The 19,869-nt window shown below is 67.8% G+C and carries 27 protein-coding genes; 2 read left to right on the top strand and 25 right to left on the bottom strand.

Annotated features, from left to right (window positions below):
- Nucleotides 1-127 precede the first annotated feature (127 nt).
- Nucleotides 128-394 carry a hypothetical protein gene (locus H6717_28490; GenBank protein ID MCB9581003.1) on the top strand — a complete coding sequence of 89 codons (267 nt, stop codon included), beginning with the start codon at nt 128-130 and terminating at the stop codon, nt 392-394.
- A gap of 33 nt (nt 395-427) precedes the next feature.
- Nucleotides 428-922, top strand: coding sequence for a hypothetical protein (locus tag H6717_28485; protein ID MCB9581002.1), 495 nt, complete (start codon nt 428-430; stop codon nt 920-922).
- 230 nt (nt 923-1,152) lie between these two features.
- Here the strand turns inward: H6717_28485 and H6717_28480 are convergent, their stop codons facing one another.
- From H6717_28480 to H6717_28360, 25 genes are all read right to left on the bottom strand, one after another.
- Nucleotides 1,153-1,386 (bottom strand): hypothetical protein, encoded by a 234-nt coding sequence (locus H6717_28480; protein ID MCB9581001.1) that lies wholly within the window; start codon nt 1,384-1,386, stop codon nt 1,153-1,155.
- The gene (locus H6717_28475; GenBank protein ID MCB9581000.1) at nt 1,383-1,805 is read right to left on the bottom strand and encodes a hypothetical protein; all 423 of its coding nucleotides are present in this window, start codon (nt 1,803-1,805) and stop codon (nt 1,383-1,385) included. The genes H6717_28480 and H6717_28475 overlap by 4 nt, the downstream gene beginning before the upstream one ends.
- Before the next feature lie 305 nt (nt 1,806-2,110).
- Nucleotides 2,111-2,623 (bottom strand): hypothetical protein, encoded by a 513-nt coding sequence (locus H6717_28470; protein MCB9580999.1) that lies wholly within the window; start codon nt 2,621-2,623, stop codon nt 2,111-2,113.
- 2 nt (nt 2,624-2,625) lie between these two features.
- On the bottom strand, nt 2,626-3,015 hold the full coding sequence (locus H6717_28465) for a hypothetical protein (protein ID MCB9580998.1): 390 nt from the start codon (nt 3,013-3,015) through the stop codon (nt 2,626-2,628).
- A 27-nt stretch (nt 3,016-3,042) separates the two neighbouring features.
- Nucleotides 3,043-3,714, bottom strand: a complete 672-nt coding sequence (locus H6717_28460) for a hypothetical protein (GenBank protein ID MCB9580997.1) — start codon at nt 3,712-3,714, stop codon at nt 3,043-3,045.
- Nucleotides 3,715-3,731: 17 nt separating this feature from the next.
- Nucleotides 3,732-5,309: a hypothetical protein gene (locus H6717_28455; protein MCB9580996.1), complete on the bottom strand. Its 1,578-nt coding sequence runs from the start codon at nt 5,307-5,309 to the stop codon at nt 3,732-3,734.
- Nucleotides 5,306-6,013 carry a hypothetical protein gene (locus H6717_28450; protein ID MCB9580995.1) on the bottom strand — a complete coding sequence of 236 codons (708 nt, stop codon included), beginning with the start codon at nt 6,011-6,013 and terminating at the stop codon, nt 5,306-5,308. The genes H6717_28455 and H6717_28450 overlap by 4 nt, the downstream gene beginning before the upstream one ends.
- A gap of 277 nt (nt 6,014-6,290) precedes the next feature.
- Nucleotides 6,291-7,292, bottom strand: coding sequence for a helix-turn-helix domain-containing protein (locus H6717_28445; GenBank protein ID MCB9580994.1), 1,002 nt, complete (start codon nt 7,290-7,292; stop codon nt 6,291-6,293).
- Nucleotides 7,282-8,112, bottom strand: coding sequence for an ATP-binding protein (locus tag H6717_28440; protein MCB9580993.1), 831 nt, complete (start codon nt 8,110-8,112; stop codon nt 7,282-7,284). The genes H6717_28445 and H6717_28440 overlap by 11 nt, the downstream gene beginning before the upstream one ends.
- Nucleotides 8,109-8,435 (bottom strand): hypothetical protein, encoded by a 327-nt coding sequence (locus tag H6717_28435; GenBank protein MCB9580992.1) that lies wholly within the window; start codon nt 8,433-8,435, stop codon nt 8,109-8,111. The genes H6717_28440 and H6717_28435 overlap by 4 nt, the downstream gene beginning before the upstream one ends.
- A complete protein-coding gene (locus H6717_28430) occupies nt 8,432-8,692 on the bottom strand; it encodes a helix-turn-helix domain-containing protein (protein ID MCB9580991.1) in 261 nt (86 codons plus the stop codon). Before H6717_28430 ends, H6717_28435 begins: the two co-directional genes overlap by 4 nt.
- Nucleotides 8,692-8,892 (bottom strand): hypothetical protein, encoded by a 201-nt coding sequence (locus H6717_28425; protein ID MCB9580990.1) that lies wholly within the window; start codon nt 8,890-8,892, stop codon nt 8,692-8,694. The genes H6717_28430 and H6717_28425 overlap by 1 nt, the downstream gene beginning before the upstream one ends.
- Before the next feature lie 96 nt (nt 8,893-8,988).
- The gene (locus H6717_28420) at nt 8,989-9,630 is read right to left on the bottom strand and encodes a hypothetical protein (protein MCB9580989.1); all 642 of its coding nucleotides are present in this window, start codon (nt 9,628-9,630) and stop codon (nt 8,989-8,991) included.
- Nucleotides 9,631-9,693: 63 nt separating this feature from the next.
- Nucleotides 9,694-10,758, bottom strand: a complete 1,065-nt coding sequence (locus H6717_28415; protein MCB9580988.1) for a tyrosine-type recombinase/integrase — start codon at nt 10,756-10,758, stop codon at nt 9,694-9,696.
- Nucleotides 10,737-11,318 (bottom strand): hypothetical protein, encoded by a 582-nt coding sequence (locus H6717_28410; GenBank protein ID MCB9580987.1) that lies wholly within the window; start codon nt 11,316-11,318, stop codon nt 10,737-10,739. Before H6717_28410 ends, H6717_28415 begins: the two co-directional genes overlap by 22 nt.
- Nucleotides 11,315-11,818 (bottom strand): hypothetical protein, encoded by a 504-nt coding sequence (locus H6717_28405; protein ID MCB9580986.1) that lies wholly within the window; start codon nt 11,816-11,818, stop codon nt 11,315-11,317. The genes H6717_28410 and H6717_28405 overlap by 4 nt, the downstream gene beginning before the upstream one ends.
- A 61-nt stretch (nt 11,819-11,879) precedes the next feature.
- Nucleotides 11,880-12,323 (bottom strand): hypothetical protein, encoded by a 444-nt coding sequence (locus H6717_28400; protein ID MCB9580985.1) that lies wholly within the window; start codon nt 12,321-12,323, stop codon nt 11,880-11,882.
- Nucleotides 12,320-12,814, bottom strand: coding sequence for a hypothetical protein (locus tag H6717_28395; GenBank protein ID MCB9580984.1), 495 nt, complete (start codon nt 12,812-12,814; stop codon nt 12,320-12,322). The genes H6717_28400 and H6717_28395 overlap by 4 nt, the downstream gene beginning before the upstream one ends.
- Before the next feature lie 141 nt (nt 12,815-12,955).
- A complete protein-coding gene (locus H6717_28390; GenBank protein MCB9580983.1) occupies nt 12,956-13,225 on the bottom strand; it encodes a hypothetical protein in 270 nt (89 codons plus the stop codon).
- A gap of 91 nt (nt 13,226-13,316) precedes the next feature.
- Nucleotides 13,317-13,835 carry a hypothetical protein gene (locus H6717_28385; GenBank protein ID MCB9580982.1) on the bottom strand — a complete coding sequence of 173 codons (519 nt, stop codon included), beginning with the start codon at nt 13,833-13,835 and terminating at the stop codon, nt 13,317-13,319.
- A 95-nt stretch (nt 13,836-13,930) separates the two neighbouring features.
- Entirely contained in the window at nt 13,931-14,647 is a 717-nt protein-coding gene (locus H6717_28380) for a S49 family peptidase (GenBank protein ID MCB9580981.1), read from the bottom strand.
- A 475-nt stretch (nt 14,648-15,122) separates the two neighbouring features.
- On the bottom strand, nt 15,123-15,875 hold the full coding sequence (locus H6717_28375; protein ID MCB9580980.1) for a hypothetical protein: 753 nt from the start codon (nt 15,873-15,875) through the stop codon (nt 15,123-15,125).
- The gene (locus H6717_28370) at nt 15,875-16,630 is read right to left on the bottom strand and encodes a hypothetical protein (GenBank protein ID MCB9580979.1); all 756 of its coding nucleotides are present in this window, start codon (nt 16,628-16,630) and stop codon (nt 15,875-15,877) included. The genes H6717_28375 and H6717_28370 overlap by 1 nt, the downstream gene beginning before the upstream one ends.
- Nucleotides 16,631-17,875: 1,245 nt before the next feature.
- Nucleotides 17,876-18,487, bottom strand: a complete 612-nt coding sequence (locus H6717_28365) for an ATP-binding protein (protein MCB9580978.1) — start codon at nt 18,485-18,487, stop codon at nt 17,876-17,878.
- Nucleotides 18,488-19,105: 618 nt separating this feature from the next.
- A complete protein-coding gene (locus H6717_28360; protein MCB9580977.1) occupies nt 19,106-19,600 on the bottom strand; it encodes a hypothetical protein in 495 nt (164 codons plus the stop codon).
- Between the last annotated feature and the right edge of the window lie 269 nt (nt 19,601-19,869).

Genomic DNA, 19,869 nt, shown 5'->3' with positions numbered 1-19,869 from the left:
CCGACTCGGGCGTCAGATTGCGGCGACCGAGTTGGTTCGCCAGCACCCATCGCGGCGCGGCGGCGCGGCCCGTCAGATTCCGTCGGCGCCCCCTTGACTGCGGCGATGCACCATGCGTGACTCGGCCATGGCGAGATTGCTCCACCAGTCCGACGGCTCCGTGTTCTGCGAAGTGTGGAACGTTCAGATCGACCGTCCGGTGACGAACATGGGGGCGGCCTTCGCGTGCGCGGCGCCACCGGAAAACGCGATGCTCCCGCCTGACGGCTACTTCATCCTTGAGACGGACGCCGGAGAACGGTTCACCTGTGCGATCAAAACCTCGAACGTCCGACAGGCAGGTGGTTCCACCGCGGGGTGGTTCTCCGGCACGGTCGTGCCGTTCAGCGACTAGCAACATCATGGGCCGTCGGGGCGCGTCTAGCCAGTGTCCTACGTTGTACTGCGCTCCGAGCTCATCGAGACGCTGGACGAGGCACGGGCGTACTACCGCGAGCGGCTGGTAGGCGCTCACACGATCGGCTGCCACGGGCGGCGGGTCACGATCGTGTTCGAACCGGATGCAACTCATCTCTACTCGGATGACCCGGGGAACGTTCCGGTGGACCTCGCGCTCCAAGTCGCGCGGGCCATCGGACGCGGCCGGAAGGAGATCCGCCGGTTCAACCTCGCTCGTGCCCACCTCATGGATCGCGTGTTGCCAGCGATCACGAGCTATACGGTCTCCGTTCCAGGGACGAGCACGACGCGTGGCCGAGAGAAGCGGATGCTTCACGGCCCGCCCCTGCCTGACGGTCAGTACATGCGCGTCGTGCTGCGTCCGGGTCCCGGCGAAGCGTTCACGTGTGTTTCGGCGTACCCGGTGACGGTCGACGTCTGGCGTGCGGCCTTCCGAGCCAAACGCGCCAAGTTTCCACCGTGACAAAAGGACAGCCCCGGGGACCTTGCGATCCGCCGGGGCCAGGCAACATCCCCGGCCGTGCCTCATTCGACCGGGTGCCCTTCCGCCGGCTGGCACCCCGGCGGACGTTGCTGCGGGCTTTGAGACCAAGGTAGCGATGCGCGTGCGCATAGGCAAGCCAGCGGGTGGTGCGGCGGGCCGGCGACGATGGGTTCCGTCGGAGTTACGCATACTTGACGCACAGGCACCCATCACCGAAGCGCCGCCCTCAGCTCGTCACACGCCGAGTAGATCAGAGCGTCCGCCAGCTCCTCGGCACGCTCCTGACGGAAGTCCCGGCGGTCACGGGCCAGGTGCAGCTCGCCGTACTCTTCGCGACCGTGGGCAAGCCTGCCGGCGACGAACACCAGCACGCGGAGCTCGTCGGGGCCGAGCCCGGTGGCGATAGCATCGAGCTCGGCGCGGGCGTCGCGGACAGCACTCACGTCGCGACCTCCGCGGCGCTCGCTCCTGCCGCGCGGAACGCGGTGCGCACCATGTTTCGCACGTTGATCTTCCCGTTCAGGGCAAATTGGAGGCGTTCCTCGTCTGTGTCGATCTGCGACGAAAACGCGGACTGAAACGCTCGAAAAGCGGCGTCACGCACCGTGGCGAAGTCGGGGCCGAAGACCACGACCGGAGAGCAGTACAGGACGTTCGGATGGTTCTCCAACCCGCCGGCTTTGACGCCGAGCCCCGGTGCTTTCGGATCAGAGGCGAAGTACCACCCATCGGTGACTCTCGCCGCGGCGTAGCCAACGCCCCTGGTGTCCACCTGGTAGGTCACCAGGCCGAGCGCGGTGTCCACCGTGCGAGTGATCTGCAGCGTTGGCGCCGCGACGACTATGCTCACAGAGACGCTCACGACCGCTGCCTCCCCGGCATCTGCATCTGCATTCGCTTGTTCATCGATCCTCCATGCGGAATGCCCTGCGCGACGGGTGCCCGGCGACCAATGAGCACCGGACACCCCGCCCCGGGACTGCGGGGCCGCGCGGCGACGACAGCCACGCTCGCGCTGCGCGTCGGCCAACCGAGCGGCGGATCATGGACCGCCTCCCAGCAGGAGCCCGCGACTGGACCGGCTCCTTTGCCGAACGTGCCCGTCCGTCGCGACCGGCCAAGCCGGGACCCACAAGAAACCAGCTCGAAGCTGGCCGCGGCGGACAGTCATCCTTGCCAGCTCCCGAGCGGCTCGCCACGGGCGATCCAGCTCTCGTGAAGCGCCTGGGCGAGATCCGGATCGGACTCCCGCAGCGCTGCGCGCTCGTGGTACCGCAGATCCTCCCAGGCGCGGCCGGCGGAATCCCGCGTCACCTTCGGCGCGACCGGTGGCGCCGCGATCGTGCCTTCGGCGATCTGGTGGTCGCGGAGGACCTTCGCGAAGCGTTCGGGATCCTCCTGCTTGAGACGGTGCAGCGCAGCGAACCCGCCCTCTGCCACGATATCGTCCCAGCCCTTCGGCGGGGGCGGCGGAGCGATGGCGGACGCCTGCACCTCCGGCGCGCGTGCGTGCATCGTGCGCTGGAGCTCCTCGAACTCGTCCATGATGGCGTCGAGCTCGTGCGCCGGTCGCGGCGTGCCAGCGTGACGGCTCGCAACGTGATCCGCCATCCTGCGCGCGAGCACGTGGTAGCGGTCGCCCAGGCCGACCGCGGCGTACATTCCAAACTCTCGAAGCATGATCAGACTCCTGTTCCCGCAACGCCCATCACCAGGGACTTGTCGGCGTCGCGATCGGTGAGGTTTTCCCAGCGGACCCGGGCGAAGTTGTCGAAGCCCGCCAGCACGAAATGATCCCGGTTCGGGAAGCCCTTCGTCACGTGAAAGGGGTTCGCACTGAACCCCGAGACTTCCGCGCGCCCGCAGTAGCGGCGCTCCTCGATGATCCGCCAGGGGCCGTCCGCGGTCGGCGCGTCCTCGATCAGAAACCGAAGCTGCGCCCACGGCGGCCCGCCGGCGTCGTAGGTGAACGTCGCGTCGAGCCGCAACGCGCCGTAGCTCGACACGTCCACGGCTGCGCCGGCGCCGCTCTTGTCCTGGGCGCCAGACGTCAAAAGGGTAACTGCTGCCATTCGTTCGTTCCTTTCTTCGCGTCCCCGTCAGAGCAGCGCCGGATCGATGTCCACCGGCACGTTCACGCCGACGCTTATGGCCGGCTGGAATCCAAACTCCACGAGCCCGAACTTGCAGTGCGTGCTCATGTTTTGTTCCGACGCCTTGAAGGGCGCCGCGACGCGTTCTGTCACCCACTCGAACGTGACACGTGCGTTGCCGAGCTCGACGTCCAGCACCCGGGCGAGCTCGAGGGCGCGGGCCGCCATCAGGTTGTGGCCGCGCACGTCCTTGTCGAGCTGCTCGAAGGTTTCGCGGGTCGCGGCGCGCAGCCCTTCGATCGCCTCCCGCATCCGCGCCTCGGCCGCAGCGAGCTTGGCGGACAGATCGAGCTGGGCACGGAGCCGCTCGAGCTCCTCGGCCTGGTCGAGCCGGGTCGCCGCCGCCTGGATATCCGCCACCTCGAGGGCGAACGCCTCCGCGGCATCGGTGGCATTGCGCGCCTTCTGTTCGGCCACGGCCTTTTCCGCAAAGCCCCGTTCGGTCGGCTCGCGCTCGAATGCGATCCGGGCGCGCTCCGCGTCCGCGCGCCGGTCGTCCGCCTCCGCCTCGAGCTTGGCCAGAACCTTCTCGGCCCCTGCCGCGGCGGTGCGGATCTCGTCGTCGGTCATGTCGGTGATCGCCTTGTCGGCGGTCGTGGTCTCTTGAGTCGTCTGCATGATGCTGGTCTCCTGGGTCAGTAGGGGAAGTCCCCGAACTCGTCGTTGAGGAAGCGCCGAGTGCGCTCCGCGCCGTACAGGCCCTGCGGCGGCGGGATTCGCACACCGTCGCGGGTCACGTAGAAGATCGCGGGCTCGTGGATGTACGCTTCCGCGTCGGGGTTGCGGTCGATCGCCTCGCTCAGCACCAACACGACGGCAGACACGCGATCGTCATGGCCTGAGCCGCTTGCAGCGATCTGCTCGACGCCGCTCGGAAGGAGCTTCCCAGCGATGCCGTGGAACTCTCGAATCAGCTCCGGATCGTTCGGGAGCCGCACCAACCGGTCCAGCATGTGATCCCGCACGCGGCGGAAGCGAGGCGCCTTGTTCGCGGCCGTCCAGGGGCGTAGCCGCAGCACGATGTTCGCGCGCGCGTACGCCTCGCGCAGCGGTTCGAAAGCGAACTGGTCGGCCAGCGCGGCGCCGCATCCGAAGCGTTTCATCACCTGGGCGGTCTGTCGCACCGTGCGCTCGACGGAGAGCACACCGCCCGGGGGCGCCTGCCAGACCCAGACGCCGTCAACCACTTCGCGCGGAACCCGTCCGACGAGATCCTGGTCGTGCTCCTGCTCGCGATGCGCGATCGCCAGCGTCCACCGATCGTTCCGGAACGCCTGGTCGATCGCCGCGTAGTAGCGGACTCCGGGTCTCGATTGGATGTCCTCCCGGTCGGGCGTGCGCCGGTGCTGGTCCACGCTGCGCTCGATGGCCTGCGCGCCGAACCACCCCTCTCGGATGGCGTCTATCCACTCGCACTCGTAGTGCATCCCGTAGAGGCGCGCGCCGAGCCGCCGGCGTTCGGAGGCGAGCCACTCCCGATCGGTGTTGGGGTTGCACTCCAGTGTGGTGCCCTTCACCACCAGGACGTCGCCCTCGATGCCGAAGCCACTGGTGAAGTCCTTGAAGGCCTGCGTCTCGGTCGTGTAGCTCGAGGTCAGCTTCAGGAACCGCTTGACCGGAGCGCCCTCCACGCGGCGCAGCGTCGGGCGAAGGTTCGACTCGACCACCGCTGCCGGCGTCGTCGCGTCGTTGCTTGGGAAAAGCGCGTACTCGTTGAACACCAGGACGGCCGCCGTCTCGCCCACGCCGTCGATGGCGTCCGCCGTCGCCACCTGCACGCCGGTCCCGTTGGCAAACCAGAGTCCGTCGGTCGTCTCACGCACGACGTGCTTTCGGTTGACGGGGAGCCGGGCCTCGCCCTGCACCATCGCCACGGTGCCCGTGGCCTGCGTCCGGCGGGGGCAGACAACGAGAGCCGGGAGCCGCTGACCGGGAGCCGCGGCGAGCTCGTGGCCCCCGAACCTGCACTCGTAGGTCACCAGACTCTTGACGGTGTCGTCCTTGCCCGAGCCACGGCCAGCGTTGACGAAAGCCTCGGTCCACCCCACGCCGGGCCGTTCCTCGATGCCGTTGCTCATCTGGCGGAACAAGGCGCGCTGCTCGCCCAGCAGCGGGATTCCGTAGAACGCGCGGACGAACGTCTCCCACCACGGCGAGAAGGGGCGGATGCCGAGCGCGGCGCGGTACTCGACCGGGTTGGTGGGGCGGCTCACGACTCACCTCCGCCGTTCAGACGCTCGAGACGAGCCCGAGCGACATTGGCCAGCGCGGCGCCTGGGCGGCTCTCTGCCGCGTCGTCGTCCTCGGTGGTCTCGTCGGTCGTGGGCGGCAGCGCTGGCGCGCTGGTCGCGGGGCTGGACGCCGCGGCCTGCCGTTCCGCGAGCCGCTCCTGAAAGGCCCGCTGTGCTTGGGCGAGGTCATCGCCTTCGGCGTCTCGACGGGCAGCGGCTTCGCGCGCGGCGAGCTCCCACGCGGCCAGCTCGTGCTGCCGAGCCGTCTGGGCCAGTTGCGCGGCTTGCTTGAACAGGTCGGCCTCGCCCTTGATGCTGGCCTGCACGTGCAGGTACCGGCTCGCGGCCATGGCGAGGGCGGCGCTCTCGATGATGGCCCCCACGCCCGCGCTGATCTCGCCACCATGCGCGGATGCCAGCTCTCGGCGCCTGTGCGCGCCGTAGCGTGCTCCCCAGCGCGCGAACGGGCGGAAGTCCGGCGAGCACTTGTCCACGCCCACGAGGCCGCGAGGCCCCGGCCTTACTCGCTGTGCCCGCGCTGCCGTGTTGCCCCGCACGAAGCGCCCGAGGGCGTCCCGCTCGCGCGGCGCCGCGATCGCCGGCGAAGCGGCCGGTAGCTCGTCGCCGGGGAGCACCTCGACACGGGGAGCTCCCGCGCCGCGGCCGTGGCCGGAGCGCAGGGTCATGGCGTCATCTCCGGTGAGGGGCGGCTGGTGCCGCGGGCACAACTGTCATTCGATGACAGTTCACCGCCTAACCCCGCGGAATCACACGGCTGGCCATGGCGCGGACAGAACTCCACGGCCAAAACCCCGAGGCCCCCAGCGCCGAACCCAGCGGGGAAACCGCGATGCTCAACCGGAGGGCACCGGCTCGACAGGCCGGCACTCGGCGCCTCGATCTCGCCGGTCAGCGCGCGCGAGCGCGTGGTTCCGGGCGCCTGGCTGCGGGGGCTGCGGGCGGTCACTCTGCACCTCTGGCCAACCCCAACGGGTCAGGTTCTGGCTTCTGCACCCAATCCGGATTCTCGTCGCTGCCAGCGTCGTAGCCGTCGCTTGGCTGGGGCGTGAACTTGCCACCTCGGACCCTCAACTCCGCGAAGCGGTCGGGTTCTGCGGCGATGACGTTCACGCTTGTGGTGCTGCCGAAGTCGCTCAGCACCGCGTTGTTGACGGTCCGGATGGCCGTCTTCACGCCCACCTTGTCCAGCAGCGTCCACACGGACTTGCCCTCACGGGCTCCGAACGCTGCCGGCTTCCTTCCGGTCTTGCGTTCGAAGGCCCGGAAGTAGGCTTCGACGATGCGCTGGTAGTCGGCTCGGTCCTCCGCCGTGCGCTCCGGCTTGCCCTTGCCTTTGGGCTTGCGAGGCTTGCGCTTCGTCTTCGCTGCTACCTTGGCCGACTTCGGGCTTTCACCGATGACTGGAAGTGAAGGTTGCGAGGCCCGCGCGCTCTGTCGCGCGGAATAGTGACCAGCTTCCTGTACAGCTTCATGACCAGCTTCTAGGGCAACTGGTGCACTAAACTCGTGTCGATTTTTGCGCATAACCCCGTCCGCGTTTGCGCAAAACTCCTCGCCGTCTTGCGCGTCTGTTTGGTGCGCGTACTGCGCATTACTCGGCCCTGAGTTTGGTGCGCGTGCTGCACCATTCTCGACCCGTAGGGAGTAGAGGTTAGGGGGCCGGCCTCCGCCCTTGGGCGCGGTGCCCTTGGCCGTCACAGTGACGCTGACGGGCGTCGCCGCTCCGCGCTGCCGAAGGTCAGCGAGGGCCGCCACCACGGAGCGCCGGGATAGCCCCGTCTCGGCCGCGAGCGTCGTCATGGCCGGGTAGCACTGCCCCTGAGCGTCGGCGTGCGAGATCAGCATCACCAGCACCAGCCTTTGCTTCGCGTCCAACGTGCGGTCGCCTCGAACGGCGGTGAGCGCCTCGAGCTTGGAGAAGCGGCCTGGGCGATCATCGGCCATGTCTCTCCTGAGCGAACGCGCTGACGACCGCGCCCCTGGGCTCCCGGATGCGGCGGTCGAAGGCGGCGCCGTAGCGCTCGATGATCTGCTCCCGCCGGAACCCGCTGGTGATGATCGTGACCGCCACATGGCCGGCACCGCGGCGTTCGTAGCGCTCGTCCAACAGGAGCTGCAGCTCGTGCTCGAAACCCGTCGGCTCCAGACCGAGATCATCGAGCACCAACAGGCTCGCACGGCGTGCTTTGATGAGCTCTTCGGGGTCGCCTGCTCCCAGCCGATGGCCCTTGATCGCGCGAATCAGCTGCGCGGCTTTCAAGTGGTAGGCGCGCTGGATAAGCCGCCACTCGGCTCCGTCGCGCCAACTGCGAATGTAGCCGGCAGCGATCACGCGCTCCACGCTCCGATGGACCAGCGCGACGGCGGTCGTCGTCTTGCCGCTGCCGGTGGTACCGATCAGGAGCAGATCGCCGCGGTCCTGCTCCCACTTCTGCCAGACGCTGAAAAGCACCGGCGCTACGGCCGCGCGGAGCCGCTCCGCGTCCTGCGCATGGCGCCATGCCGGGAAGCCGGCGGCGGCGGGCTTGGCCCGGACGCCTTTCTCCCAATCCGCTCGCTCCTGCTCGGCCTGGCGCTCGATGATCGCGCCGCACGCGTCGCAGTAGACCTCCGTCGCGCCCACCGGTCGGCGACAGCTCCACATGCTGCACATGGGCGAGCCATCCGGCAGTGTCGGGCGATCGGCGAGGGCGATGGGCGCCGGAGGTTCGTCGCGCTCCACCGGCGGCCGGTAGCCGTCGAGCATCTCGGCCTCCGAGGTCATGCCGGCACCCCCGCGGCGCGGAGCAGCGCGCCCTCGATGGCCTCGACCGCGTCTCCATGGGCCAGCGGCTCGACGCGTCCACGGCGGCGCTGGGCGGCGCACGCGAGGCAGACTCGGTGCCGATCGGAGCCGGGCATGATCAGCGTGACCTCGGCCGCGGCGCCGCAGCCGTCACACCCGGGGAGAGCGGCGAGCAGTGCGCGCCAGTCCGCCTCGGTCGCGGTGACCGCGATGCGGTCGCCCTCCGGCGTGCTACGCTGGTCCTCGTCGGTGGTGCGGCGGGTGCGTGTGGTGGCGGCCCGCCGCACGTCTATTTGGCTCATGGATCACGCCTCCTGACATCCTCGAGGAGTTCCGACCTCAGATAGCGGGGGCTGTCGCCCAGGCGATGCTCGCGGACCTCGCCGGCCGTCACGAGTCGCCGCAGCGTGGCGAGGCTGACGCCCAGCAGCTCGGCCGCCCGAGCGCGATCCAGCACCTCGGGCGCCGCGCCCGGCACCTCCGCCATGGCCTCGGCCACGGCCGACGAGACCAGCTCGCGGAGCTCGCCCTCGGGGATGACCGCGAGGCGTCCGGTCATCACTCGGCTCCGTCGGCAGACGCCAGACGCCGCTCGATCGCGTCGATCGTCGCGCTCTGGACCGGCAGACCGCCGGCAACACGCGCGATCGTCGTGTCGCTCAGATCGAGGCGCCGGGCCGTGCGTCGGACGCCATGCGCGTCCACGTCAGCGCGGATGCGGTCACGGAGATGCTGAGGGGCTGGTTTGGGGCGTGCCATGGGTCACCTCGTGTTGGTGACCCCAGCTTGCATCGACCAAAACACACCACGGCGGGTGTGTTCGCAGAAAACCCACACCCGACCAGGTGTGTTTTCCTACTGCGCGTCGCGCGCCTTGCGAAAACTCTTGGCGATTCGCTCGATCGCTTTCCCCATGGATTCGTTCTTCCGTCGTGCATCGCCGAAAGCAGCGACAGTGAGCGAAAGCTCCGCCGCGACTGACGCGGCCTGGCGATTTGTGGCGCCCGCGCTCTTCTCGCTCAACTTGCCGACGATCCGTGTCAACCGCTCGTCGGTGAGCTGCTCGCTCGAGAACGCTTCGTCAGCTTCGGCAAGATCCAGGCGCAGAACGTCCGAGTCACCCTCAAAGGCCTCGAGCGTTCGAAGGAGGATCGCTCTGCGTTCGGTCTTTGTGCGCGAGCGGCGAAGCGCAGCCACCGCGCGCTCAAGCCATACATCTTGTTCGGGGCCCGGCAACGCCACCGCTTGGACAGCGTTTCGAAACACTATTCGGGCGAGCTTGAGGCGTTCGTGGGCCTCCCGCTTCTCGCGGCGGCGCTTCTCGAAAGCCTCGGGCGTCAGCCCACCGAGCTTCTCGGCCGTCTCAAACAAGCGCGCAAGGACGGACGGAATCATGTCTCGGAAGAGCTCGTCCACCTCCGCGCGACGTCTCGCAACGGCCTCGTCGAAGAACTCGTCCGTGTTGTCGGACCAGGATTTGTGTGCTTCGTTTCCCATCGCTCGTCACCCCGAGCCACGCCCCCGGCCGCCTGCCAGCGGCGCGGGGGCTTCCTTTCGCCCTCAGTCTACCAGCCCGGTCCTCACGGCCAACGCGGCGCGGAAGGCCAAACCCCGGAGGGCGACTTGGAGCACCACGTCCGCGAGCTCGGCATCCCAGAGCGCCCCGGGAGGTTCTGTCCGTGCGTTTTGGCATTCTGTCCGTTTCAAGGCGTGTCGTGAGGCATCACGCTTCGCCGAAACGGCTTGTTTTGTGCCGGATGCGTCGTCGGCGCTTCGCTCGGGTTCGCCTCTCACGCCGGTAACGCGAGTTCGAGTCTCGCTGGGGTCACTGAGAAACATGCTTGGTCCGTTGGCCGGCATCCTCCCAAGTGGATCTCCGAGATCCATCTGAGCTGCGTACGCTGTGAGACGCTCGACGAGCGGCGCATCCGGTAGCGCGTCAGGCGGTGTCGCAAGCGCGCCCGTTTGCGCGAGCTCGACGTAGCGGGCATGCGTCCGTGGATCCCGGTGCCCGGCGAGCACCATGGCTTGCTGGACGTTCACGCCGGCGGCGGCGAGCGCCGTTGCGTACGCACGTCGCAGGGAGTGAAAGTCGACCGCGCGGGTCCGCTTCGTGTCGGTCTGCATCGCGTCGAGCGCCTTCGCGCGCTCCTCCGCCTCCCGCCGCTCCCTCCGGGCGGCCCACCAAGCCCGCCGCCCGTCCGCCTTGGCGGCGTCCACGGCCGCCTCCGCCCGCCGTAGGGCCCCGAGGGCCTCATCAAACCCAGCAAGCGGCCTGTGAACGCCGGCGAGCCAGAGCGCCCGCCTGAACTCACGCACGTGGCTCCGCTTGCTCTGCCGCTCCCCTGCCCGCTTGCCGCGCATGACAGGGAACACTGGGCCCGAGCTCGGCCGACCCCAGCGAGTCCACCAGGCGTGGAGCGGGGGCCGGAGCAGCTCCGGCAGCACAAGGCGCTCGAGCACGCCGTCGGCGTCGTCTTCGCCGTCGGTCTTGGGGCGATACACCTCCGCGGTTGCGAACCCGTCGAGATCCACGTGCTCCCAATCCCATGCGTGCACGTCGCTCGTGCGCATGCCGCCGAAGGCGCGCGCCGTCAGCGCCATCAAGTACACGTCCTCCGGCACGGCGTCGCAAGGAACAGCGCAAACTCGGCGTCCGTCGGAACGACGCGAGGGCGACGATCGCGGCGCAGCTGCTTTGGTAGGCGCACGCGCTTGATCGGATTCTCGGGGATCGCCCCGTCACGCCAGAGCTCGCCGAGCACGCCGCCGACGTCGTTCCTGACGTGCGTGCACGTCCCCTTGCTCTTCCCGGCTTCGTGCATCGCTTCGATCACCGTGCGCACGTGCTCCGGCGTGACGGCCTCCACGGGCACCGCGCCGATCTCGGGAAACGCAAAGCGTTCGAGGCGCCCTAGGCGCTCACGCCATGTTTTCATGCCTTCCGCGCCCTGACGCGCCACGATGCGTCGCGCGGCTTCCTCGAAGCTCTCGCTTCGTTTCGCTTCCGACCGCGACGTTTCCCCTTCTGCCTTCAAGCGCTCGAGCTTCGCGCGAGCGACCGGCTTGCTGTGCGTGCCGAGCTTGCGCACCACGCGAATACGCTCACCGTCCACCGTCGCCCAGAAACGGCCATACCAGCCGCCGACCCGTCGATAGAACAACCCGCCGGAGGTTGTGCTCATTCGGCCGGACCTCCGCGCACCTCGTCGAGCAGAGCTTGTGCGCGCTCCACGGTCGTCCCGTCGTTGAAGCCGACCTTGCTCGCGAAGTCCGACTCACGAACGAAGTCGCTCACGTCCTGGGGCGCCACCCCCACCTGCAGCGCGATCATCACCTTTCGCATCTGCTCCCATTGCCCTTGCCACTCACCAAGGCAGACAGCCGCGCCGTGGTGCCAGGCCTCCACAACGGTGGACCCATCCGCCAGGCTTTGGAGCACCACCAAGGGCCGGCGGTCGGGTCGAGGGTAGTTGAGCGCATCGAGGTCGATGGCGCGGTTGAGTATCGTCGGCACGTCCAGCTCGCCGGCGGCGGCATCGAGCTCTTCGCACACTGCGACGAACAGCTCGAGCTGAAGGTCAGGGTCGGCCGCGCAAAGCGTCCGCAGCAGGCGCCCGGCACGGTGGCGCGAGCACTGACAGTTGGCAGTGTGCTGGGTTTCTGGTTCGATCGGGTTGGCCATTGGGATCCTCCTTTGGTCCACGCCCCCGGCTGTTGACGCAGCGCGGGGGCTTTTCTTCAGTCTACGCGCCGTCCTCGCCTGCGTCGATTCCGTGCTCCGCGAGCAGGAGTTCGATGCCCTTCTCAAGTGCAGCACGCAGCACTTCGGACTTCAGAACCTGCGTACCAGCCTCGACCTCGAACGCAGCCACAAGGGCCTCGAGCTGGCCGGGTTTGAGGCCGACGGTGACTTGCGCGGCTTCTGGTCCGTCGTCCCTGTCGACTGTCAGTTTCGCAGCGCCGGATCCGATGCGCTTTGCTCGCTCAAGGGCAAAGTCGACAACCCCGAGCTCTGACGCCTTCTCCTCTAGGTGACGGGTGGTTGCATCAGAGAGGAACTGGAGCAGTTGTTCACCTGCGAGACGTTCGCCCGTGAGTTCTTCCACGCGCCTTCGTAGGCGTTCCGACGCGAGAGCAAACTCCAGCGATAGCTGTCTGAGTCGGAGATCGTCGTGAAGCGTGTTCATTGGGCGAGCTTCTGCGCTTCGAGTATCCCGTCGGTGTAGTCTCTCATCCTCTCCGTGAGTTGCGCGGCGAGGGCCTCGAGCTTGCGTAGCGCCTCCAGACGGACGACTCGCGGGGCGTTCACCAGCGGTCGTGCGTGCTGATCGCGCGTCGCGAAGAACTCCCACTCGTGATCCGCATTCACGCGGTTGATACCCATCCTGCGAACCACGACTCGCCACACGCCGTCGATCTTCATGTACCCAAGGACCCAACCACTGCAGCTCTCCCAGTGTGCTTCAGCGTCGGCGTCGAAGTTGGTTTGCCACGGCGATCGTTCGACTACATTGAGTTCGTCTTCCATCCAATGCGTAAGGCCCACACCGGCTTCAGCGAGCCGGTCCTCAAAGTTCTCGATGACTGCGTTTAGTTGGTCGCTCGCCTTGTTCAGCTCCGCAGCCGCCGCCGCGAGCTCTCCCAACGTCTCGTCCATAGGCATTTGAACGTCCCTCATGGTTCTGGCTTTCTGGAGATTCTCTCGTCTCCGCTTTTTCGTTCCGCGAGCAATCAAGCTGGCTGAACAGGGTCTGTTCTCGTGAGGCGCCGCGATCAAACGACGTCTCACCGGGAACCATGACAGGTAGGCGCTACCGGGTCAAACTGTGCTCCGCCTGACGAGCGTCAGCCGCGTCTGTTGGCCTCGAATCGCAACGCGAAGTGCAGCTTTGACCACTGCCTTGATGCCCTTGCTTGCGACCGGCTCGAGCGAGGCGAGCGCGCGAAGCGGACTGCCCACCGCGGCGTCCACGAGCGCGCCCAGGGCGGCTCCCGTCGACGTGTTGGCGTCCGTGAGTTCGACGAGTTCGGCGAGAGCAGCTCGCAGCGGCTCCGTGTCCACCGCATGTGTCAGTGCAGCAGCGTTCAACTTCAGCCGGTATCCCAGCTGTCGGAAGGTCGGCGCCGTGTGGACGTCCTGGTAGATGTCCCACTGTCGAGGCCGGTGCACGTTCGTTCCGTCAGCTGACACCGAGCGCCTCCAAGAAACCAATGTCCGTCTTCCCCTCGGCGACCTTGTTCAGCGTCTCCGTCAGCGCGGCGATGTCCTTGTCCGCTGCGTCTTGCGCCGTGGGTTGCTTCGACGCCGAGTTCTTGGAGGCCTTCGGCTTGCCGATGGCGACCTTCGGCTTCGAGAACTTCAGCAGCGTGATGGGCTGCACCCACAGGCCCGTGTCGTCCGCCGGCTCGAGCTGGCCCCAGTTCTCGAGCACCACACTGCGGATGTTGATGGGCGCCTCCGATACCGCCGGGTGGTAGAAGTCGACAGCGACCTTGCCGCCCAACGTCGTCTCAAGGAGCGGGCGGATCTTGGCGTCGACGATGTACCGCTGCTCGAAGCTGGACAGTCCGTTGATGCCTTCCGCGTACAGGATCCGCAGCTGGAACCGCTGCAGGTCGAAGCCGACGAGCTTCGTGCCTGGCGTCGTGCCGTAGCCCTTCGCGGCATCCCACTTCACCGGCAGGCCGCCGCCGGACACGCTTGCGATCCCAGCGGTTGCAACTCCGCCAATAACGGCGATGTCCCAAGCTCGCGAGGCGAGAATCGGATCGGGGTACATGCTGAACGCTCCTTTCACGCGCCCAGGGCGCGCCCTCCTGCATATCGACCGCTGAGTGCTGCCAGCACTTCCGAGAAGACGGCGACCTGGTCGGCCAGGCCGGCGTCGACGGCGTTCTGTCCCGCGAAGATGGCAGCCTCGTAGCCGCGCACTGCCTCTGGGGTGAGCCCCCGCACCTCCGCGACCAGCTCGCAGAACAGGTCCGCCACGTGGTCGACTTGGGCTTGCACGGCCGCGCGGGACTCGTCGGTGATGGGCGCGTGGGGGTGTCCGTCGGCCTTGCGCGCTCCGGAGGTCACGACGGCGTAGTTCATGCCCAGGCTCTGGTCGAGCTCGACCTGGTCGAACAGCGCCGACAGCGCACCGACGGAGCCGACCTGGGCCGTGCTGCTGAGGTACACCGCGACGGCGGCCAACGCGAGCGCATAGCCCGCGCTGACGGCGTGGCCGTCTGTGTACGCCACCAGCGGCTTGCCGGAGGCCTTCGACATGCGTCGGAGCTCGCGCACGGCCTCGAAGCACCCCGACACGTCTCCACCGGGCGAGTCGATGTTCAGTATCACCGCCGGCGCCGGGCTCATGAGCGCCTCGGCCACGCGATCGCGCACGGCGTCGTACGAGTCGAAGAAACCTTCGTCGTGGTGTGTGAGCGGCCCGCAGATGTCCACGACGGCGATCCCGTCGATGGTTCGGAACGCTTCGGAGTCGGGCAGTGCTTGCAAGGTGGCCATGGGGTTCCCTTCGCGGGTTGGAGGTTCAGGGGCGCCAGAGCGCGGTCAGCAGTCGCCAGTGCTTTCGCGCGAGCTTTCGAAGCGCGACGCGCGTAAGGTCTCTCGCGACGTGTTCAGGCATGCCGAGCAGCGCCGCGACCTTGTCGTTGTCGAGTCCGCCGAGCTCGGCGACGTCGAGGGCACAGGACGCGTCCGAAGCCTTGATGTGATACCGGCAGCGCGACCATGGGCACGGGCGTGGGCCGGACGCGCAGTCCGCCCGGGTGCGGGGTGGAATGAGTGAAAGGCGGCGCGCACGCATCGCCTCACCAAGAAAAGAGGGAAGCTGCTCCCCCCGGTGACCTACAGCCAGGGGGAGCAGCTCCACGATCGCAGGACACACGTGACGCGGGAGAAAGGGAGGCCGCGTTGGTGCGCTGGCTCCGCGCTTCTGGAACCACCGCCGCAGTGCTACCGGTTGCCTGCGAAAAGCTGGTCATTCGTCAGCAACCCGACGCATCTCCCAATCGGACGGGTTGGGACGAGGCGGCGCGTTGACGCCCGCGTTGACGGCATTGATGCCGGCGCGCCGCTTGGCTTCGTGCTCCGCTTCGACCTGCTCGAGCGCGTCCCAGTCCTCGTCACGTATGGCATGCCACCGGCGCTCCCAGAACTCGTCAGTCACGCGGCCCTGGTGAGAGAGCTCGACGATCGCGGACTCCGTTGCGTCGAGTGCGGCCGCGAGTTCCACGACATTGCCCGCCTTCGCCACCTTGAATGCCCGGTTTGCCGGCTGCGTTTGGCGATGGTCCCACCACCCGGGAACGCTGAAGGCTGCAGCCGTCTCCGGACGTGCCTTGCAGAGTACGTTCGCAAACGCCTTTGCCAGCGCGTGGCACTCGATGCTGTTGCCGTATCCCAACTCGAATGGGATGCGCTCGAGGAACTGCACCATGGCGGACTCGAACTTCTTCAGATTCCCGCGGCCGGCGTCCTTCATCCGCTCGACGATCAGCGGCTCGAAAGTCTGCCGCGCATCGAGAAAGAGCTCCCTTCGCCGGCGCTTCTGCTCCGCACGTTGTCGACGGTCGATGTCGGCGGCGCGATCGTCACCGGCCTTCAACGCGCGTGCCATGGCTTGCTTCGCGGCCTGCGTTTCCACCCCGCGGCGCCTTTCGCTCTCTTGCCGTTCCTGCTCGAACGCCTGGACCATCTGCTCGCAGGAGAGCTTGCCAAGATCCTTCGCCATCACGCACCAACCTTGCTCACCGGCGCGGGAGCGCCGAGGATCAGGACATTGCCCTTCATCTCGACTGCATCGCTCGGTCCGAGCAGCCCCATGCGGCGGTCGAGTTCGGCCTTCTGCGCCGCGGGCAACGTGCGCGTGGGCGACGCCTGCGGCTTGCGAAGCTTGGGCACTGCAGCGCGCGGCCGTCCGCCACCCTCGGGGAGCGGAGCGCCGAGGATCAGCACGTTGCCTCTCTGGACCACTCCGATCATCGGCGAGGTCAGCCCCATGCGGCGGTCGAGTTCGGCCTTCTGCGCCGCGGGCAATCCACGGCTGCTGCGCGCCTCGGGCGGCGGCTCCTCCCGCGGGTCCGGCTTGTACTCGCGCCCCGTCTGCCCTTCGAGGTGCTGGACCCGATGCTGAAGCATCACGAGCCGATTCTCGTGGCCCTGCACCGTGGCCTTTGTACTCCGGTTGTCCGTCTCGAGTACGTCGGTGCGACGCTTCAGCTCGGCCACCCGCTTGGTGATCTCGCTGTCGCTGCTGGTCGCCGCACGTGGCCCCGTCGGTGGCTTGTGGGGTACCGGGGCCCGAGGCTTGGGCTTCGCCGGCGCCGACGCCGACGCCGCACGACGTCCAGCATTGGAGTTCGCGGCCAAGGGACGACGCATCCGGCGCAGAACGTCCGCGTCCGCCTCGGATAGCGCGGAGGCAGACAGCGTGCCGTTCCGCAGGCCCGTCCACAGCCGTTCTTCGGCGGGCGTGAGCCCGCCCATGTGCATCAACATCGCTCGCATGACTTGGTTCCTTTCGGGGTTTGCAATCGCGGGAGGTGAGACGCGTACTCGCGCAGCTCCTCGCGTTGGTCGGGTGTGAGTGCATCGGAGGCAGCCAGAGCCTCCAGGAGTTCCAGAAGCTCGACTGGAACCGTTCCCAATCGAATCGCGCGTAGCGCCAGGTAGCAGCACTGACAGATGACGGTGCCGCGACCTCTTCCAACGTTTCCGCGGGGTTGTGAGGCGCAGCGAGGCGTGCTGCGCCGCTCGTGAGTAGCAAGATCCCACTCACTCAGAAAACCTCCCACCACGCTCTGGGCTCCCCACGGCCACGGTGCCCCCCTTTACTGTTGGAAGGGGGGGGTGCGAGCACCTGGCCGAGCTCGCTGGTGCACACAACGGCATCATGCTCGCCCCACCAGTCGCAAGGCCTGGGCCCGCGCCGCCGCAGGTTCGTAGTCACCGCCCTGGACTTCGATGCCGCGCCTTCGTCCGGTCCCCTGGCGCGCGTACTTCGCGGAGTTCGCCAGCCACGTACTGAAGCGCCCGTTCGGGCTTTTCACTGTCTGGCCGTCGAAGTGCCCGAGGAAAGCAACCACCTCGAGCTCAAGCTCCAGACCGTAGCGCGCCGCGAGCGCACGATGGGTTTCGGTTGGGGTCCAGTCGCTCGGGATTGGGGCTGCCCGTGTTGGGACTGCGCCGCCGCGTCGTGTGGGTGGCTGCTCGGCGTCTGCGTCGCCACCTGGCGTGAGCCCCCATGGGTCGTTGTTCGCCGTGTCCGAAGGCGCACAAACAGATCGTCGGGGATCACGTCGGGGATCACGTCGGGGATCCCCGGCACGCTGTGCCGGTTGGTCGTGCAATCCGTGCCGGTTAGTCGTGCAATCCGTGCCGGTTAGTCCGTCTGTTCCGCCGGCACGCTGTGCCGGTTGGTCGTCGGAGTAACCGGCATGCTGTGCCGGTAGGACCAGCTGCCACTCGTCACTGGTGCGACCTCGGCCTTCGGCTCGGAACCGGGGCCTTCGCACGAGGCGAACCGAGGTGGGTGCGGCCGCCTCCAGCTCGGCCATGAGACGCCGCACCAAGCGTTCGCTGCACCCCATCTTCCGCGCGATCGTCGCCTGGCCAACCGTGCCCCTTCCGGTCTGACCGTTGCTGAGCCGCGCCAGCACGTGAACCAGATGCCGCGCGTCCCTCGAGAGCGAGCTGCTCATGGCGGCCTCGTGCAAGGCGTCCAGCAGTGCTCTAGCCACGCGAGGGCTCCTTCCTGGGCCAGTCTTCGACGACAACGCCGCGGGGCTCGACAAGCCGTCGCAGGGCCGCAGCACCATAGCGATCGCGGAGCTCCGTCACGCGAAGACCGCTCGTCACGATCACCGGCAGCGCTCGCTGGTATCGTTCGTCCAGCACGTCGAAGAGGCCTTCGTCCAACGGCTCGAAGCCGAGTTCGTCGATCACGAGCAGCGGCACTTCCACCGCTCGCGTGAGTTCTTCAGGCTCGCCGGCGCCGAGCGGACTCTGTCGTCGTGCAAGGGCGATGCGCGAAGCGGTCGCCCAGCGTGTGGCCAGGACGGGCACGCGGTCGTGCTCCGCTTCGCGAACGAGACGCCGCAGCGCCCTGCGGACCGTTGCCGTCTTCCCAATCCCGGTTGGGCCTGACAGCAGGAGGGAACCCAGAGACGGGTTCCAGCGTGCCGCCACACGCCGCAGCTTCAGTGACCTACAAGCCTTAGTGAAAGCTCCTTCGTCGTCGACCCACTCACCGCCGATTCTGGCAAGTGCCCGGCCCTGCCGTTCGGCCAGCCAACGTGCACGGTCTTCGGCGCGCTGACGTTCGCGTGCGGCGGAGTTGATCAAGCCTTCCCCCCAACCACTAGCGCGAGGCCCTCGCGGCCGTCTGCTCGCAGCCAACGAACCACGGCGGCCAACTCAAAACGTGGCGCATCCCCGACACGCAGCTCAGGGAACGCGGGACGGCCGCGGAGGCGATCGACGGTCTGGGGGCTCACTCCCAGAGCCCGAGCGAGACCGGCACGATCCAGCAGCGTCACCGGGGCATCCGGCTGTTCGTTCGCCGGGAGCACCTCAGACACGACTTCCGCCAGGGCCTCACGCACCGCCGGCTCTCGGAGCGCCTCGAGGACAAGCGCCGCGAACGGGGTCATCTGAACTTTGCTCCCCCAACGCCCAGGGTCAGCTCAGGCGGCGCGTGGGGACGCTCTGGCGAGACGGGCGGCGGAAGGCCGAGTTCAAGCGCGGCGCGCACAACGCGGGCAAGGACGGTTGGACGGCGCCCTCCAGGGTCGCGATAGCAGCGGAGTACGCCGCGCTCGTTCATGAGCGCAGCAACGGCTATTCGACGGCGGTCGATAACGCTCGGGATGTTCGCGGATGACATGTCGTCATCATTGCGCCGAGTCTCCCGCTTCGTTCAATGCCGATCGCTCTCACTGCTTCAGGTTACCAAGGACAAGGTCATGTCCCCGATCGCGCGATTGTCTTCTTGTACCGCACGGCCGCGCCAGGCCCTTCGAGGCCAACTCGCTCCGCCAGATCAGCGGCGATCGTGGCAGCCGCCGGGCGCTTCAGTGCGAGCTGACGCGCAAACTTCAACACCATCTGGGGGGACAGCTCCAATGTGCTCCACTCGGGTGCGATGCTCTTGAGCACGGCCAGCAGGAAAGCGACCCGCGCACTCCCATTGTCTCCGGGCTCCAGAGGGAACATGCGCGCTGCTTCCACGGCCTGGATCTCGCGCACCCGTCGGAGCGTTGCGGTGGACCAAGAGAGCCGCTCTCGGCACTCATGCACACGCTCGCGCAGGTCGGCGGCGGTCCGGATTCGGCCGTCAATGACGGTCATGCCGCCTGCGACAACGGCGAGCGAAGCGCGCGCCACAACGCCAGCATCCGAATCGTCCGCCTCGAGGGCGAGGCAGGTTTCGCGCGCCATCTTGCGCAGCGCCCGCATGTCTGGAGGACGTGGCGCCCGGAGTTGCCAAGTCGTGCGAGGTTGCTTGACCCTGCGGGTCGTGGTCTTCTTTCCGCCCAACGGGAAGCCATCCCTTCCTGTCGCGCCCCGGAGCCTGCCAGCTCGCGGGGCGCATGCTTTTGGGCACGAAGCCTACCCGGTCTCGGCGTCGGCTTCACGCTCGAGCCGTCCCTCGAGGCCGACCACGAGTTCGCGGAGCCGGCTCAGGCCCGCCGGGAGCGCCGCTCGAATCTCTCGCACCATCGCGA

The organism is Polyangiaceae bacterium (genome assembly GCA_020633235.1).
Taxonomy (GTDB): Bacteria; Myxococcota_A; Polyangia; order Polyangiales; family Polyangiaceae; genus JACKEA01.
The sequence above is the reverse complement of the archived record's forward strand: the minus strand, read 5'-3'. Positions and strand labels throughout refer to the sequence as shown.